Genomic DNA, 13,928 nt, shown 5'->3' with positions numbered 1-13,928 from the left:
GGTGTGTACTACTGCTTGCCGCAGAGGCCGACCAGCGACTGCTCCGTGGGAGTCAGGCTGGGACCGGGTGCTGGTGGGTTCTGCGCTTCCGCGGCGCGGCGCTCCTCGTCCTTCTTGCAGGCGGCGACCTGGACGCCGAGTTCGTCGATCTTCCGACGGGCGCCGTCGAGGCTGGTCTCGGTGATGGTGGCCTCGACCAGCTTCCGCTTGAAGGGCGGCAGGTACTTCAGTTCGATGTCGGTGCGGTCGGTCTCCACCTTGGAGAGCTCCAGCGGGCCGAGGTTCTGGCTGATGCCGCGGAAGAGCGCCACGTGCTCGCCCTTGACGCCGATGTAGAACTGCGTCTGGGTCCAGCGGTGGGCGGCGTAGAGGCCGCCTCCGATGGCGCCGGCGACGATCAGCAGGATCAGGGTGCGGGTGGTCCACTTGCGCCCTTTGCCGCGGCGCCGGCGCGGGTGGTCGTACGTGTCCTCGTAGCGCGCGTCGTCCTCGTACGGGTCGGGTTCGCCGAAGCTGCCGTACGCGCCGCCGCCGCCCTGGCTCTGGTCGGGGTATCCGTAGCCGGGGCCCTCGCCGCTGCCGGGGGGCCCGAAGGCGCCCGCCGGCGGGGGGGCCTGGCGGCCCAGGCCGGAGGCGCGGCCCGCCGGGGTCTGCATGGCGCCCGCGTCGAAGAGCTGGTGCTGGTTCTCGGCGACCGCGCCGACGACGACCGGGGTGTCGTTCAGCTGGGCGGCGAGGGTGTCGCCGCTGTCGGTGTCGAGGACGTCCGCGACGATGCAGGTGATGTTGTCCGGTCCGCCGCCGCGCAGGGCGAGCTGGATCAGGGCCTGCACGGTCTCGTGGGGGCCGTGGTAGTCGGCGAGGGTCTCTTCCAGGGTCTGGTGCGAGACGACGCCGGACAGCCCGTCGGAGCAGATCAGGTAGCGGTCGCCGGTGCGGACCTCGCGGATCGAGAGGTCGGGCTCGACGGTGTCACCGCTGCCGAGCGCCCGCATGAGGAGGGAGCGCTGCGGGTGGGTGGTGGCTTCCTCTTCGGTGATGCGGCCCTCGTCGACGAGGCGCTGCACCCAGGTGTGGTCCTGGGTGATCTGCGTGAGGACGCCGTCGCGGAGCAGGTAGGCGCGGGAGTCGCCGACGTGGACGAGGCCGAGGCGCTGGCCGGTCCACAGGAGGGCGGTCAAGGTGGTGCCCATGCCCTCCAGCTGGGCGTCCTCCTCGACCATGACGCGCAGCTGGTCGTTGGCGCGCTGCACGGCGGTGGCGAGCGACGTGAGGATGTCGGAGCCCGGGACGTCGTCGTCGAGCTGCACGAGGGAGGAGATCACCTCGGAGCTGGCGACCTCGCCGGCGGCCTGGCCGCCCATGCCGTCGGCGACGGCGAGGAGACGGGGACCGGCATAGCCGGAGTCCTCGTTGCCCTCGCGGATCATGCCCTTGTGGGATCCGGCGGCGAACCGCAGGGACAGACTCATGCGCACCTGCCCAGTCGACGCTTCCTCCGGGTACAACCGGTCTCGAGCCACACTGCCCACCCTCCGGTCGGGAGCGCGCTCGGGTCCGTGTCCTGGGTGGTCCGGACTGCCGCGGCTCGCTCGCTCCGCTCGCTCATTCTCGTACTACTTCCGCAGCTCGATGACGGTCTTGCCGATGCGGATCGGGGCGCCCGGCGGAATGGGCGTCGGGGTGGTCAGCCGGGTCCGGTCGAGATACGTGCCGTTGGTGGACCCGAGATCCTCGACGATCCACTGGCCGTCACGGTCGGGGTAGATCCTGGCATGACGGCTGGACGCGTAGTCGTCGTCCAGCACGATCGTCGAGTCGTGTGCCCGGCCGAGCGTGATCGTCTGCCCCGCGAGGGCGACCGTGGTGCCCGTGAGGGTGCCCTCGGAGACGACGAGTTTGGTCGGCGCTCCGCGGCGCTGGCGCTGCTGCGGTGGCGCGGCGGTCTGGCGGCCGCCCTGCGCCGGCGCTCCGGACGCGTTCGAGCCGCCGCGGCGCGAGCCGCGCTGGGTGACGCGCGTACCGAAGAGGTCGCTGCGGATGACCTGGACGGCCACGATGACGAACAGCCACAGAACGGCCAGGAAACCCAACCGCATGACCGTCAGGGTCAGCTCTGACATTGCCCCCGCTTCACCCTTCGGCTTGCCGGTAAATGATGGTGGTACTGCCCACGACGATCCGCGAGCCGTCGCGGAGCGTAGCGCGGGTGGTGTGCTGCCCGTCCACCACGATGCCGTTGGTGGACCCGAGATCCTGGATCGTCGAGGGCGTTCCGGTCCGGATCTCACAGTGCCGGCGCGAGACGCCGGGGTCGTCGATCCGCACGTCGGCTTCGGTGCTTCGGCCGAGTACGAGCGTGGGGCGCGAGATCTGGTGGCGGGTGCCGTTGATCTCGATCCAGTGGCGCCGGGTGGCGCCTCCGGTGGGTACGGGGGCCGGTCCGGCGGCGCCCGGCCGGCGCGCGGGCGCGCCCGGCGGCGGTCCGGCCGGCATCGGCGGTGCGGAGACCGGCGGATAGCCGTAGCCGCCCTGCTGGTTCTGGGGGGCGGCCTGCGGCGGCGCCTGCGAGGTGCTGGAGGCGAGCGTGCGGCTGCGGACCCGGTAGAGCCCGGTGTCCAGGTCGTCGGCCTTCTCCAGGTGGACCTTGATCGGGCCCATGAAGCTGTAGCGCTGCTGCTTGGCGTAGTCGCGGACGAGGCCCGCGAGCTCGTCGCCGAGCTGCCCGGAGTAGGGGCTCAGGCGCTCGTAGTCGCCCGTGCTGAGCTCGACGATGAAGTCGTTCGGGACGACCGTCCGCTCCCGGTTCCAGATCGTCGCGTTGTTGTCGCACTCGCGCTGGAGGGCGCCGGCGATCTCGACGGGCTGGACCTCGGACTTGAACACCTTGGCGAAGGTGCCGTTCACCAGACCTTCGAGTCGCTGCTCGAACCGCTTCAGGACTCCCATGGGGCACCTCCTCCGTCGTTGTCGCCCTGTACTGCTTACTGATCGTATCCACGCGTGGCGGATTCGGCTGGTTCCCCCTGGGTCCCATGCGCATGAGTGTTGGTACTCACAAGGGATCGTAGGGGCGCTCCGGGGACAGTGTCCCGCACCGGGAGCGCGGTGCGGGAGGGGCAATCCGAGCCGGGTCCGGGGGTGCGGGGAAAGCGATGTGAATCCACCCCGTCCGACGTGCTAATGTTTCGACGTCGCCAGGGGAACGGACCGAAAGGGAAGATCCACTGGGGCGCTGCTCGGGCGAGTGGCGGAACGGCAGACGCGCTGGCTTCAGGTGCCAGTGTCCTTCGGGACGTGGGGGTTCAAATCCCCCCTCGCCCACTTCGGGTGGTTCACAGAACCGCTCAGGTTGGATTGACAGAACCCCCGCTCCGGAGAAATCCGGAGCGGGGGTTCTTCGTTGTGTCCGGTGTCACGGTCCGCCCTCCGGCGGCGGAAGGACCGGGCAAGCCCCGCCCGCCGCAGCCGCGTTGCCGGAGACCGCCGTGCTCTCCCCCGGCCGGCCACCGGCACCACGCCTTGTGACGCCTGGACTTGACGCTCGTGGCGCAGGAGCCGGAGTACGCCCGGCGCACCGGAATCAGCCATCGCCCGCCGGGGGGAGCCGTCGATCCGCCGGAACCCGCCGGAATCCGCCGGAATCCGCCGGACGACTTTCGTCGCGGTGGGCGCGACGAAAGGGGGAGGCCTCGTGGGAGCGGCGGTGTCTAGGGTCGGGCGCGTGGATGCGACGGCGAGGATGCGGGCGGGCTGGGACTGGCTGAAGGGGCCCGAGCCGTGGACCCGGCGGATGCTGGCGGGCGACCTGGTGCTCGCCGGGGTGCTCGCGCTGCTCGGGCTGGGCGTCGAGGAGCTGGACAACGGCAGCGTGCAGCGGATGGCGGCGAGCGCCGCGGCCGTGGTGCTGCTCACGTTGGCGCGGCGCCGGCTCCCGGCCACGACCTTGATCGTGGCTTCGGCGGTCTCCCCGTTCCTGCCGGGCTCGTTGCTGGTCACCGTGTTGCTGGGCTGGTCGGCGGGGCGCCGGATCGTCGGGGTGGGCCGGGCGATGGCGGCGTTCACCGTGGCCTTCCTCGCCGCGGTCGTCTTCAGCGTGCTGCAGGCCTGGTCCGACCAGCGGCCCGTGCTGGTGATCGTATTCTCCACGCTGATGTTCCTCGCGATGACCGTGATGCCGGGCCTGGCCAGCCGCTACTGGTCGCAGCGCCGGACCCTGCTCCAGGCCCTCCAGGAGCGCAACGGGCAGCTGATGCGGGAGCGCGTGATGGTCGCCGGGCAGGCCCGGCTGCGCGAGCGCCAGCGGATCGCCCAGGACATGCACGACAGCCTGGGCCACCAGCTGGCGCTGATCGCCGTGCACACGGGCGCCCTGGAGGTGGACCCGCAGCTCACCGAGCGCCAGCGGGAGGCGGTGGGCGTGCTGCGGCAGGCCTCGGTCGCGGCGATGCACGAACTGCGCGAGGTCGTCGGGATCCTGCGGGACGGGGTCGAGGCACCGGTGCCGGCGGAGGAGGCGCAGCCCGCGGCGCGCGGGGTGGCCGGGATCGCCGGGATCGTCGAGGCGGCGCGGAGCGCGGGGACCGACGTACGCATGACCGTGTCGGGGCGGCCGAGGCCGCTGGTCGCGGCGTGCGACCACGCGGCGTACCGGATCGTGCAGGAGGCGCTGACCAACGCCTACAAGCACGCGTCGGGGGCGCCGATCTCGGTGGAGCTGCGGTACGAGGACGACTCGCTGGTGGTGGAGATCGCCAACGGCCCGGCGGCCGGTCCGGGCGTCGGCGCGGTGGTCTCGGGTGGCCAAGGACTGACGGGGCTGCGGGAACGGGCCCGGCTGGTCGGCGGGATGGTGCACGCGGGCGGGACGGAGGGCGGCGGCTTCCGGGTGGCGGGCGTGCTCCCGTACGGGGCGGAGCCGGCCGGGGTGGAGGACATCGCCGATGACTTCGGGCAGCAGGCCCAGGCCCAGGCCCAGGCCCAGGCACAGGCCCGCGGGTTCGCGGCTGCGCCGCCGATGGACTGGGCGGCGGTGGACAAGGAACTTGCAGTGGGCGGCCGCAGCCGGGCCGGGGGCGTCGCGATGGGCTGCGGGATCGCCTTCGCCGCGGTGGTGCTGCTGGTGATCGTGATCGGGGCCGGGGTGGTGATGCTGGTCGGTTCGGCGGGCAGCGCGATGATCAGCCAGGAGGACTACGACAAGGTCCGGGTGGGCGATTCGGAGGAGGCGGTCCGCAAGACGCTGCCCGACGGCAACAGCTTCATGACCGAAGGACTGGACCGCAAGGGCCCGGAGCGGCCGGCGGGCTCGGACTGCCTGGCCCTGCTCTCGTCGGACGACTCGGGGCTGACCACCAATACTGTTTTCCGGTTCTGCTTCAAGGACGGCAAGCTCGTCGACAAGCAGGCGTACGAGTCCGAGCAGTAGGAGCACGGGTGACAGCCAAGGTGATCCGAGTGGTGATCGCTGACGACGAGCCGCTGATCAGGGCAGGGATCAGGATGATCCTGACCTCGGCACCCGACATCGAGGTGGTCGCGGAGGCGGCGAACGGGCGCGAGGCCGTGGAACTGGCCCGCGCGCACACCCCGGACGTGATGCTCCTGGACATCCAGATGCCGGTGATGGACGGGCTGACCGCGCTCGGTGAGCTGGGGCGGGCGGCTCCGGAGGTCCGGGCGCTGATCCTGACCACCTTCGGGGAGAAGGAGAACGTGCTGCGGGCGCTGGGCTCGGGCGGCGCGGGCTTCCTGCTGAAGGACTCGGCGCCGGGTGAGCTGATCGGCGCCGTGCGGGCGGCCTCGGCCGGGGACGCCTACCTCTCGCCGGGGGCGACCCGGCACGTGGTCGACCAGCTGGCCTCCGGGCGGGGCGCGGCGCGCGGTGAGGAGGCCCGGCGGCGCGTGGCGGAGCTGAGCGAGCGGGAGCGCGGGGTGCTGGCGCTGCTGGGCGAGGGCTTGTCCAACGCGGACGCGGGCCGCCGGCTCCACATGAGCGAGGCGACCGTGAAGACGTACGTCAGCAGGATCCTCTCCAAGCTGGGCTGCGAAAACCGGGTTCAGGCAGCCCTGCTGGCCAGGGACGCCGGGCTGTAGATACGGTCGGGCCGAATCCATGTGGTGAGCCGGGCGATCGAGGTCGCCGGGCCGGAACAGTACGACGGGTACGGGCGGGGGCGGCACGGATGGTGGCGGTACCGGAACAGCGGGTGGCGGAGCCGGACGCGGCGGGGTGGACGGCCGGCGACGGGCGGATACCGGCGGTCGGCGGGTTCGCGGCCCGGGCCGTGGCGGGCTCGCCCAAGGAGGCGGGCAAGGCCCTGCGGCTGCGGGTGCCGCGCTCGGCGCACGCGCACTTCGAGGCCCCGGCAGGACGGCCGGACGCGGTGCGGGCCGTGGAGGACTCCAATGTCGGGCGGGTGCCCGAGCTGGCGCCGATCCGGGTCGGGCGGATGGCCGCGAACCCCTTCGCGTTCCTGCGCGGATCGGCCGGCCTGATGGCGCACGACCTCTCCGGCGGTCCGGTGACCGGCGTCGGCGCGCAGATCTGCGGTGACGCCCACGCGGCGAACTTCGGTCTGTACGGGGATGCCCGCGGCCGGCTCGTCATCGACCTCAACGACTTCGACGAGACCGTGTTCGGCCCGTGGGAGTGGGACCTGAAGCGGCTCGCGACCTCGCTGGTCCTGGCCGGCCGGGTGGCCGGGGCGGACGAGGACACCTGCCGGGCCGCGGCGCACGACACGGTGGGCGCGTACCGCCGCACGATGCGGCTGCTGGCCAAGCTGCCGGCGCTGGACGCCTGGAACGCCATCGCGGACGAGGAACTCGTCTCGCACACCGACGCCCGGGACCTGCTGGGCACCTTGGAGCGGGTCTCCGAGAAGGCCCGCAACAACACCTCGGCGCGGTTCGCCGCCAAGTCCACCGAGGCCGGCGCCGACGGGTCACGCCGCTTCGTGGACGCGCTGCCGGTGCTGCGCCGGGTCGGCGACGGGGAGGCGGCGGCCGTGGCGGCCTCGCTGGGCCCGTACCTGGAGACCCTCCAGGGGGACCGGCTGCCGCTGCTGGCCCGGTACGCCATCCACGACGTGGCCTTCCGGGTGGTGGGCACCGGGAGCGTCGGAACCCGCTCGTACGTGGTGCTGCTGCTCGACCACCGGGGCGAGCCCCTGGTGCTCCAGGTGAAGGAGGCGCGGCCGTCGGTGCTGCTGCCGTACCTGCCCGCGCTGGGCTTCGAGAGCGCGGCCGAGGAGCACGAGGGTCGCCGGGTGGTGGCCGGGCAGAAGCGGATGCAGGTGGTGTCGGACATCCTGCTCGGCTGGACCACGGTGGAGGGGCGGCCCTACCAGGTACGGCAGTTCCGCAACCGCAAGGGCAGCGTGGACCCGGCGGCGCTGGCCCCCGAGCAGATCGACGACTACGGGCGGATGACCGGCGCCCTGCTGGCCCGGGCACACGCCCACAGCGCCGATCCGCGGCTGCTGGCCGGGTACTGCGGCAAGAACGACGAGCTGGACGAGGCGATGGCCACTTTCGCGGTGGCCTACGCGGACCGAAGCGAGGCGGACCACGAGCACCTGGTGGCGGCCGTGAAGTCCGGACGGATCGCGGCGGAGGCCGGGGTCTGAGCGGGTCAGGCCCCCTGGCACCCGGGGGTCACGGTCGCGGGTCGATGTTTCACGTGGAACATCGGCCCGGTCCGACCGGCCTTAGGCTGGCCGGGTGAGCGAGCAGCAGACTGAAGAGACGGGCGACGAGCGTCCCGAGGCGCGCCTGGAGCGGGCCGTTCGGGCCGCCGAGCAGGCGCTGATCGAGTTCGAGATCGCGGTGGAGACCTTCCGGGTGGAGGTGGAGAACTTCTCCCGGCTGCACCACCAGAAACTCGGCCCGATGTACTCGCGGCTGGACGAGCTGGACGCGCTGATCGCCGAGGCGAAGGCGGAGCGCAGCGGGGACGCCGAGGATCTGCGACGGGCCCGGGACGCCCGCTCGCTGGTGATGCCGATGCCCGGGGTCGACGAGCTGTTCCACGACTGGATGGACGCGGACGGGATCTCCGACGACGCGTCCGCGATGCTCACCGACCGTGCGGTGCAGCCCCCGCAGCGGGTGCGGCCCACGGAGGAGGTCCGCCGCCTCTACCGCGAGCTGGTCCGCCAGGCGCACCCCGACCTCGCCCGGGACGAGGCCGAGCGGGAGCGCCGCGACGCGTTCATCGCACGGGTCAATGCCGCGTACGGGCGGGGCGAGGAGCGGCTGCTGCGCGAGCTGGCCGAGGAGTGGGCCGCGGGTCCCGTGCCCGAGGAGGTGCGGCGGCTGAACGAGAGCGAGGAGCTCTACGCCAGGCTGGAGTGGCTGGCGCAGCGCAAGGAGCTGCTGTCGGCGGTGGCGCGGGAGCTGGAGGACAGCGCGATCGGCTCGATGCTGCGGATGGCTCCGGAGGACCCGGACCGGCTGCTGGAGGAGATCGCGGAGCAGCTGCTCGCGGATGTCGCGAAGCGTGAGGCGGAGCTTGCCGCCCTCGTTGGGTAGGTTGGGGAACAGATCTGCGATGAGAGAAGGCGACGTATGAACTTCGGACCGCTTCCCTCGGTGGACGCCGCCGCGGTGCCCTCCGAAGGCTTTGTCCTCGACGTCCGTGAGGACGACGAATGGGCTGCCGGACACGTGGAAGGGGCCCTGCACATCCCGATGAGCGACTTCGTGGCCCGCTTCGGTGAGCTGACGGAGGTCGTCGAGGACGGCCGCCGCGTGCACGTGATGTGCCGGGTGGGCGGGCGCTCCGCGCAGGTCACCCAGTACCTGGTGCGCCAGGGCATCGACGCCGTGAACATCGACGGCGGCATGCAGGCCTGGGACGGTGCCGGGCGCCCGATGGTGACCGACAACGGGAACCCGGCCTTCGTGCTCTAGGTTGAGCCCGGCGGGTCAGGGGCGTTCAGGCGAGGGAGTGGGCGGCCAGGAGGTCGCCCAGTGCCTCCTCGTGGGCTGCGGCCGGGCCCAGTTGGAGCTCCAGCTGCTTCGCCCACGCGTGGTAGCGGTGCAGCGGGTAGTCGGTGTCGGCGCCGAAGCCTCCGTGCAGGTGCTGTGCTGTCTGCACGACCCGCCGTACCCCTTCCGAGGCCCAGATCTTGGCGACGGCCACGTCCCCGGCGCTCGGCAGCGGGCCGCCGGCCCCGCCGGTCGCCGCGTCGAGCCGCCAGGCGGCCTGCCAGAGGGTGACTTCCATGGCGCGCAGGTCGATGTAGCGGTCGGCGGCCTGGACGGCGACGGCCTGGAAGGTGGCCACCGGGAAGCCGAACTGCTCCCGCTTGCTGGTGTATCGGCTGGTCATGGTGAGTACGCCCTCGCCCAGGCCGAGGGCCAGGGCGCAGGTCCCGGTGGCGAGGAGCTGGCGCAGCCGCTCCCAGGCGCCCGGGGTGTCGATGAGGTGGCTCGCGGGCACCTGGACGCCGTCCAGGGCGAGTTCGGCGAGCCGCTCCCCGCTGGTGGAGACCTGGCCGGCCAGGGTGAGGCCCTCGGCGGTGCGCGGGACGAGAGCCAGGACGGCCTCTGCCTCGCCGGTGTGGGCCGGTACGGCGATCCAGTCGGCCCCGTGCGCCCACGGGACGGCCGTCTGCACCCCGTCGAGGATCCACCGGGCGTCCTCGCGGCGGGCGGTGACGGCGAGTTCCGCGGGATCGTGCCCGCTGCGGCCGTGCGCGGCGGCGGTGAGGACGAGCGTCCCGCGCCCGGCGCCCGGCAGCAGGGCGGCGGCCAGTTCGGGGCTGCCGTGGGCCTGGACGGCCATGGCGGTGGCGCAGTGCTCCAGCAGCGGCACCCGGGCCAGTACCTTCGCCGCTTCGCGCAGCACCAGGCACAGGGCGATCGCGTCGAGCCCCGCGCCGCCGTGCTCCTCGGCGAGGACCAGGCCCAGCAGGTCGGACGCGGCCAGCTTGGCCCACAGGGGGCGGTCGAAGTCCTCGGCGACGGCCCCCGGAGTCAGCGCGGGGCTGGGTACGCCGTCCGGGGCGACGTCCGCGAAGACGGCCTTCGCCGCCTCGACGGCGGCCTGCTGCTCCTCGGTGAAGGTGAAGTCCACTGCCTGTCCTCCCGCGCGCACCGGATCCCGGTCAGACCCCGTCCGGACCTGACGGTGCGTCAAGATAGAGCAGGACGCCGGAAATGGACAGCGCGGGAGGGGCCGCGGCCTCAGCGGTCGAAGTCGATCTCCACTTCCTCGGTCACCGCGTGCGACTGGCAGGCCAGCACGAACCCGGCCTCCGTCTCCTCCGACTCCAGCGCGAAGTTCCGGTCCATCCGGACCTCGCCCGTGACCAGGAACGCCCGGCACGTGCCGCAGACCCCGCCCTTGCAGGCGTAGGGGGCGTCCGCGCGGTTGCGCAGCACCGCGTCCAGCAGGGACTCGCCGTCCTGGACCGGCCAGGTCCCGGAGCGGCCGTCGAGGCGGGCCGTGACCCGTACGTGGGACGGGGCGGCGGCGGGGGCCGGAGCGGCCGTGTCCTCGACGTGGAAGATCTCCTCGTGGATACGGGTCCGCACGACGCCGAGCGTGCCCAGGGCCCGCTCCGCGCCCATGACCAGCCCGTACGGGCCGCACAGGAACCAGCCCGTCACCTGCGCGACCGGAAGCAGCGCGGGCAGCAGGGCCTTCAGCCGCTCCTCGTCGAGGCGGCCGGAGGGCAGTCCGGCCTCCTGCTCCTCGCGGGAGAGGACGGTCACCAGCTGGAAGCGGTCGGGGAAGCGGTCCTTGAGGTCGGCGACCTCGTCCAGGAACATCGTCGACGCGGCCGTACGGTCGCTGCGGACCAGGCAGAACCGGGCGTCGGGCCGCTCCGCCAGGAGCGAGGCGGCGATCGACAGCACCGGGGTGATCCCGCTGCCGCCGACGATCGCCGCGTAGTGCCCGCCGGCCGGAGCGGCGGCCGGGTCCAGGACGAACCGCCCTGCCGGGACCATCACGTCCAGCACGTCCCCGGCGGCGATCTCCTTGTGGGCGAAGGTGGAGAACTCGCCGCCCTCCACGAGCCGCACACCCACGCGCAGGGCCGCCGGGCCCGGGCCCGCGGGGGCCGGGGCGGGAGAGCAGATCGAGTACGTGCGCCGGACCTCGGTGCCCTCGGGGGTGCGGCGGCGCAGCGTGAGGTGCTGGCCGGGGGCGTGCAGGTACTCGCCGCGCAGCTCCTCGGGGACGCGCAGGGTCAGCGCCACGGAGTCGTCGGTGAGCCGGTCGACCGCCGCCACCGTCAGCGGGTGGAAGGCGCCGTGGCGCGCGGGGCGCCCGGAGCCCGACGTGGGCGACGGCGTGGACGCGGCCATCTACAACTCCTTGAAGTGGTCGAACGGTTCACGGCAGGCGGTGCAGCGGCGCAGCGCCTTGCATGCGGTGGAGGAGAACCGGCTGAGCAGTTCGGTGTCGGTCGATCCGCAGTTCGGGCAGCGGACCGAGAGGGCGACCGGGACGGGCCCGCCCGCCGCGTGCGGGCGCGGCGGGGCGATGCCGAACTCGGCCAGCTTGCGGCGCCCCTCGGCGCTGATGTCGTCGGTGGACCAGGCCGGGGCCAGGACGGTGCGCACCCGCACGTCCGGGATGCCGTGGCCGGTCAGGACCCGCTCGATGTCGGCGGACATCGCCTCGATGGCGGGGCAGCCGGTGTAGGTCGGGGTGAGGGTGACCTCGACGTGCCCGTCCTCGAACATCCGCACGCCCCGCATCACGCCGAGCTCGGCGAGGCTGAGGACGGGCAGCTCGGGGTCGGGGACGGAGCCCGCGAGCTCGGCCAGCTCCGCCTCCAGGCGGGTCACGGCCTCCGGGGCCTCGGGGGCCCGGTCCGTCACCATGACGCCCCCGGATGGCTGCGGTGCAGATGCTGCATCTCGGCGAGCAGTCTGCCGAAGGACTCGGTGTGCAGGCCCTGGCGGCCGGCGCCGGCGGCCCATGCGCCGGTGCGCGGGCCCTCGGGGAGCGCGAGCCCGGCCCGCTCCAGGACGCCGCCCACGGCGGCCAGCCAGCGGGCCTCCAGAGCGGCCCAGTCGACGCCCTCGATCCCGTCGACCGGCTGGAACATCTCGCCGGTGTACTTCCACAGGACGTCCAGGGCGGTCCGCATGCGGGCGCGGCTCTCCTGCGTGCCGTCGCCGAGCCGCAGGGTCCACTGCTCGGCGTGGTCGCGGTGGTACGCGGTCTCCTTGACGGCCTTCGCCGCGAGCGGGGCGAACGGACCGTCGCCGACGGCCAGTTCCGCGTACAGCTCGTGCTGGTGGAAGGAGAAGTAGAGCTGGCGGGCGATGGTGTGGGCGAAGTCCCCGTTCGGCTGCTCGACCAGCTGGAGGTTGCGGAAGGAGCGCTCCTCGCGCAGGAAGGCCAGCTCGTCCTCGTCGCCGGCCAGGGACAGCAGGACGCGGGCCTGGCCGAGCAGGTCGAGCGCGATGTTCGCGAGGGCGACCTCCTCCTCCAGGACGGGGGCGTGGCCCGCCCACTCGCCGAGGCGGTGGGAGAGGATCAGCGCGTCGTCCCCGAGCGCGAGGGCCGCGCTGCGGGAGACCTCGGTGGGAGCGGCATCGGTGCTGGTCACAGGTGGTGCACCCCCTCGGGGATCTCGTAGAAGGTCGGGTGCCGGTACGGCTTGTCGGCCGAGGGGGCGAAGAACGGGTCCCGCTCGTCCGGCGAGGAGGCGGTGATCTCGGCGGAGGGCACCACCCAGATCGAGATGCCCTCGCCGCGCCGGGTGTAGAGGTCGCGGGCGTTGCGCAGGGCCATTTCTGCGTCGGGCGCGTGCAGGCTGCCCGCGTGCGTGTGCGAGAGGCCGCGGCGCGAGCGCACGAACACCTCCCACAGTGGCCAGTTCTGCGTCATACCCCTGCCTCCTCGTTCGTCGCCGTGTTCTGTACGGCGTGGTGTGCGCTGTGCTTCTCCGCATACGCCGCGGCCGCCTCGCGGACCCAGGCGCCCTCCTCGTGGGCCCGGCGCCGCTGGCCGATCCGCTGGTCGTTGCAGGGGCCGTTGCCCTTGAGCACGTCCCAGAACTCCGCCCAGTCGATCGCGCCGAAGTCGTGGTGCCCGCGCTCCTCGTTCCACTTCAGGTCCGGATCGGGCAGGGTCAGACCCAGCGCCTCGGCCTGCGGAACGGCGATGTCCACGAAGCGCTGGCGCAGCTCGTCGTTGGAGTGCCGCTTGATCCGCCAGGCCATGGACTGCGCGGAGTGCGCCGATTCGTCGTCCGGCGGGCCGAACATCATCAGCGAGGGCCACCACCAGCGGTCCACGGCGTCCTGGGCCATCGCGTGCTGCGCCTCGGTGCCCTTGGACAGGGCCATGAGGAGCTCGAAGCCCTGCCGCTGGTGGAAGGACTCCTCCTTGCAGATCCGGACCATCGCGCGGGCGTACGGCCCGTACGAGCAGCGGCAGATCGGCACCTGGTTGGTGATCGCCGCGCCGTCCACGAGCCAGCCGATCGCGCCGACATCGGCCCAGGTCAGGGTGGGGTAGTTGAAGATCGAGGAGTACTTCTGCTTGCCGGAGTGGAGCTTGTCGAGCAGCTCGTCGCGGCCGGTGCCGAGGGTTTCGGCGGCGCTGTACAGGTAGAGGCCGTGCCCGGCCTCGTCCTGGACCTTGGCCATCAGGATCGCCTTGCGGCGCAGCGAGGGCGCGCGAGTGATCCAGTTGGCCTCGGGCTGCATGCCGATGATTTCGGAATGGGCGTGCTGGGCCATCTGGCGTACGAGCGAGGCGCGGTACGCCTCGGGCATCCAGTCGCGCGGCTCGACGCGCTCGTCGGCCGCCACGGCGGCGTCGAAGGCCGCCGCGAGCTGGGCCCCGAGGTCAGCCCCGAGGCCTGATTCCTGCCCCGTCTCCGGGGTCACTGCCACCATCCCGGCCCCCTGCCAGAGATTGTTGACCGCCCGACCGACCGATCGTTCGGTTC

At 72.8% G+C, this 13,928-nt stretch carries 14 protein-coding genes and 1 tRNA gene; 6 read left to right on the top strand and 9 right to left on the bottom strand.

Translation table 11 applies throughout. From position 1 onward, the window contains the following. Positions 1–8: 8 nt before the first annotated feature. The 3 genes from CP980_RS16730 to CP980_RS16720 form a co-directional block, all read right to left on the bottom strand. Complete coding sequence (locus CP980_RS16730; protein ID WP_189999053.1) at positions 9–1,472, bottom strand: Stp1/IreP family PP2C-type Ser/Thr phosphatase; 1,464 nt, start codon at positions 1,470–1,472, stop codon at positions 9–11. 144 nt (positions 1,473–1,616) lie between these two features. Next, the gene (locus CP980_RS16725; RefSeq protein ID WP_132758167.1) at positions 1,617–2,123 is read right to left on the bottom strand and encodes an FHA domain-containing protein FhaB/FipA; all 507 of its coding nucleotides are present in this window, start codon (positions 2,121–2,123) and stop codon (positions 1,617–1,619) included. 10 nt (positions 2,124–2,133) lie between these two features. Beyond that, complete coding sequence (locus tag CP980_RS16720) at positions 2,134–2,949, bottom strand: FhaA domain-containing protein (protein ID WP_048477937.1); 816 nt, start codon at positions 2,947–2,949, stop codon at positions 2,134–2,136. 292 nt (positions 2,950–3,241) lie between these two features. On the opposite strand from CP980_RS16720, the gene CP980_RS16715 reads away from it, so the two are divergent. The 6 genes from CP980_RS16715 to CP980_RS16690 all read left to right on the top strand — a co-directional run bounded on the left by CP980_RS16715 (position 3,242) and on the right by CP980_RS16690 (position 8,916). Continuing rightward, positions 3,242–3,324: transfer RNA gene (locus CP980_RS16715), tRNA-Leu, on the top strand. Between the two features lie 418 nt (positions 3,325–3,742). Then, positions 3,743–5,428 carry a sensor histidine kinase gene (locus CP980_RS16710; RefSeq protein ID WP_150530250.1) on the top strand — a complete coding sequence of 562 codons (1,686 nt, stop codon included), beginning with the start codon at positions 3,743–3,745 and terminating at the stop codon, positions 5,426–5,428. A gap of 20 nt (positions 5,429–5,448) precedes the next feature. Further along, positions 5,449–6,096: a response regulator gene (locus tag CP980_RS16705; RefSeq protein ID WP_165937331.1), complete on the top strand. Its 648-nt coding sequence runs from the start codon at positions 5,449–5,451 to the stop codon at positions 6,094–6,096. Between the two features lie 89 nt (positions 6,097–6,185). Continuing rightward, positions 6,186–7,631 (top strand): DUF2252 domain-containing protein, encoded by a 1,446-nt coding sequence (locus CP980_RS16700; protein WP_229907319.1) that lies wholly within the window; start codon positions 6,186–6,188, stop codon positions 7,629–7,631. Positions 7,632–7,725: 94 nt separating this feature from the next. Next, the gene (locus CP980_RS16695) at positions 7,726–8,535 is read left to right on the top strand and encodes a J domain-containing protein (protein ID WP_150528507.1); all 810 of its coding nucleotides are present in this window, start codon (positions 7,726–7,728) and stop codon (positions 8,533–8,535) included. A 36-nt stretch (positions 8,536–8,571) separates the two neighbouring features. Further along, a complete protein-coding gene (locus CP980_RS16690; protein ID WP_099890552.1) occupies positions 8,572–8,916 on the top strand; it encodes a rhodanese-like domain-containing protein in 345 nt (114 codons plus the stop codon). 25 nt (positions 8,917–8,941) lie between these two features. On the opposite strand, the gene CP980_RS16685 is transcribed toward CP980_RS16690, so the two are convergent. From CP980_RS16685 to paaA, 6 genes are all read right to left on the bottom strand, one after another. Further along, positions 8,942–10,084, bottom strand: a complete 1,143-nt coding sequence (locus CP980_RS16685) for an acyl-CoA dehydrogenase family protein (protein WP_150528506.1) — start codon at positions 10,082–10,084, stop codon at positions 8,942–8,944. A gap of 110 nt (positions 10,085–10,194) precedes the next feature. Further along, positions 10,195–11,322, bottom strand: a complete 1,128-nt coding sequence (locus tag CP980_RS16680; protein ID WP_123513510.1) for a 2Fe-2S iron-sulfur cluster-binding protein — start codon at positions 11,320–11,322, stop codon at positions 10,195–10,197. Further along, complete coding sequence (paaD, locus tag CP980_RS16675) at positions 11,323–11,844, bottom strand: 1,2-phenylacetyl-CoA epoxidase subunit PaaD (RefSeq protein ID WP_132758173.1); 522 nt, start codon at positions 11,842–11,844, stop codon at positions 11,323–11,325. Continuing rightward, on the bottom strand, positions 11,838–12,578 hold the full coding sequence (gene paaC, locus CP980_RS16670) for a 1,2-phenylacetyl-CoA epoxidase subunit PaaC (protein WP_150528505.1): 741 nt from the start codon (positions 12,576–12,578) through the stop codon (positions 11,838–11,840). The genes paaD and paaC overlap by 7 nt, the downstream gene beginning before the upstream one ends. Then, positions 12,575–12,859, bottom strand: a complete 285-nt coding sequence (gene paaB, locus CP980_RS16665; RefSeq protein ID WP_132758176.1) for a 1,2-phenylacetyl-CoA epoxidase subunit PaaB — start codon at positions 12,857–12,859, stop codon at positions 12,575–12,577. Before paaB ends, paaC begins: the two co-directional genes overlap by 4 nt. Next, complete coding sequence (gene paaA / locus CP980_RS16660) at positions 12,856–13,875, bottom strand: 1,2-phenylacetyl-CoA epoxidase subunit PaaA (protein ID WP_150528504.1); 1,020 nt, start codon at positions 13,873–13,875, stop codon at positions 12,856–12,858. Before paaA ends, paaB begins: the two co-directional genes overlap by 4 nt. Positions 13,876–13,928 lie beyond the last annotated feature (53 nt).

This window comes from Streptomyces vinaceus (assembly GCF_008704935.1).
GTDB classification, from domain to species: domain Bacteria; phylum Actinomycetota; class Actinomycetes; order Streptomycetales; family Streptomycetaceae; genus Streptomyces; species Streptomyces vinaceus.
Note: the sequence above shows the minus strand (reverse complement) of the source record. Positions and strands in the feature narration are given on the sequence as shown.

Bases quoted from the DNA above. Each gene is read 5' to 3' on its own strand.
- CP980_RS16730 (WP_189999053.1), bottom strand. From the start codon at position 1,472: ATGAGTCTGTCCCTGCGGTTCGCCGCCGGATCCCACAAGGGCATGATC.
- CP980_RS16725 (WP_132758167.1), bottom strand. From the start codon at position 2,123: ATGTCAGAGCTGACCCTGACGGTCATGCGGTTGGGTTTCCTGGCCGTT.
- CP980_RS16720 (WP_048477937.1), bottom strand. From the start codon at position 2,949: ATGGGAGTCCTGAAGCGGTTCGAGCAGCGACTCGAAGGTCTGGTGAAC.
- CP980_RS16710 (WP_150530250.1), top strand. From the start codon at position 3,743: ATGCGGGCGGGCTGGGACTGGCTGAAGGGGCCCGAGCCGTGGACCCGG.
- CP980_RS16700 (WP_229907319.1), top strand. From the start codon at position 6,186: ATGGTGGCGGTACCGGAACAGCGGGTGGCGGAGCCGGACGCGGCGGGG.
- CP980_RS16690 (WP_099890552.1), top strand. From the start codon at position 8,572: ATGAACTTCGGACCGCTTCCCTCGGTGGACGCCGCCGCGGTGCCCTCC.
- CP980_RS16680 (WP_123513510.1), bottom strand. From the start codon at position 11,322: ATGGCCGCGTCCACGCCGTCGCCCACGTCGGGCTCCGGGCGCCCCGCG.
- paaD (WP_132758173.1), bottom strand. From the start codon at position 11,844: ATGGTGACGGACCGGGCCCCCGAGGCCCCGGAGGCCGTGACCCGCCTG.
- paaB (WP_132758176.1), bottom strand. From the start codon at position 12,859: ATGACGCAGAACTGGCCACTGTGGGAGGTGTTCGTGCGCTCGCGCCGC.
- paaA (WP_150528504.1), bottom strand. From the start codon at position 13,875: ATGGTGGCAGTGACCCCGGAGACGGGGCAGGAATCAGGCCTCGGGGCT.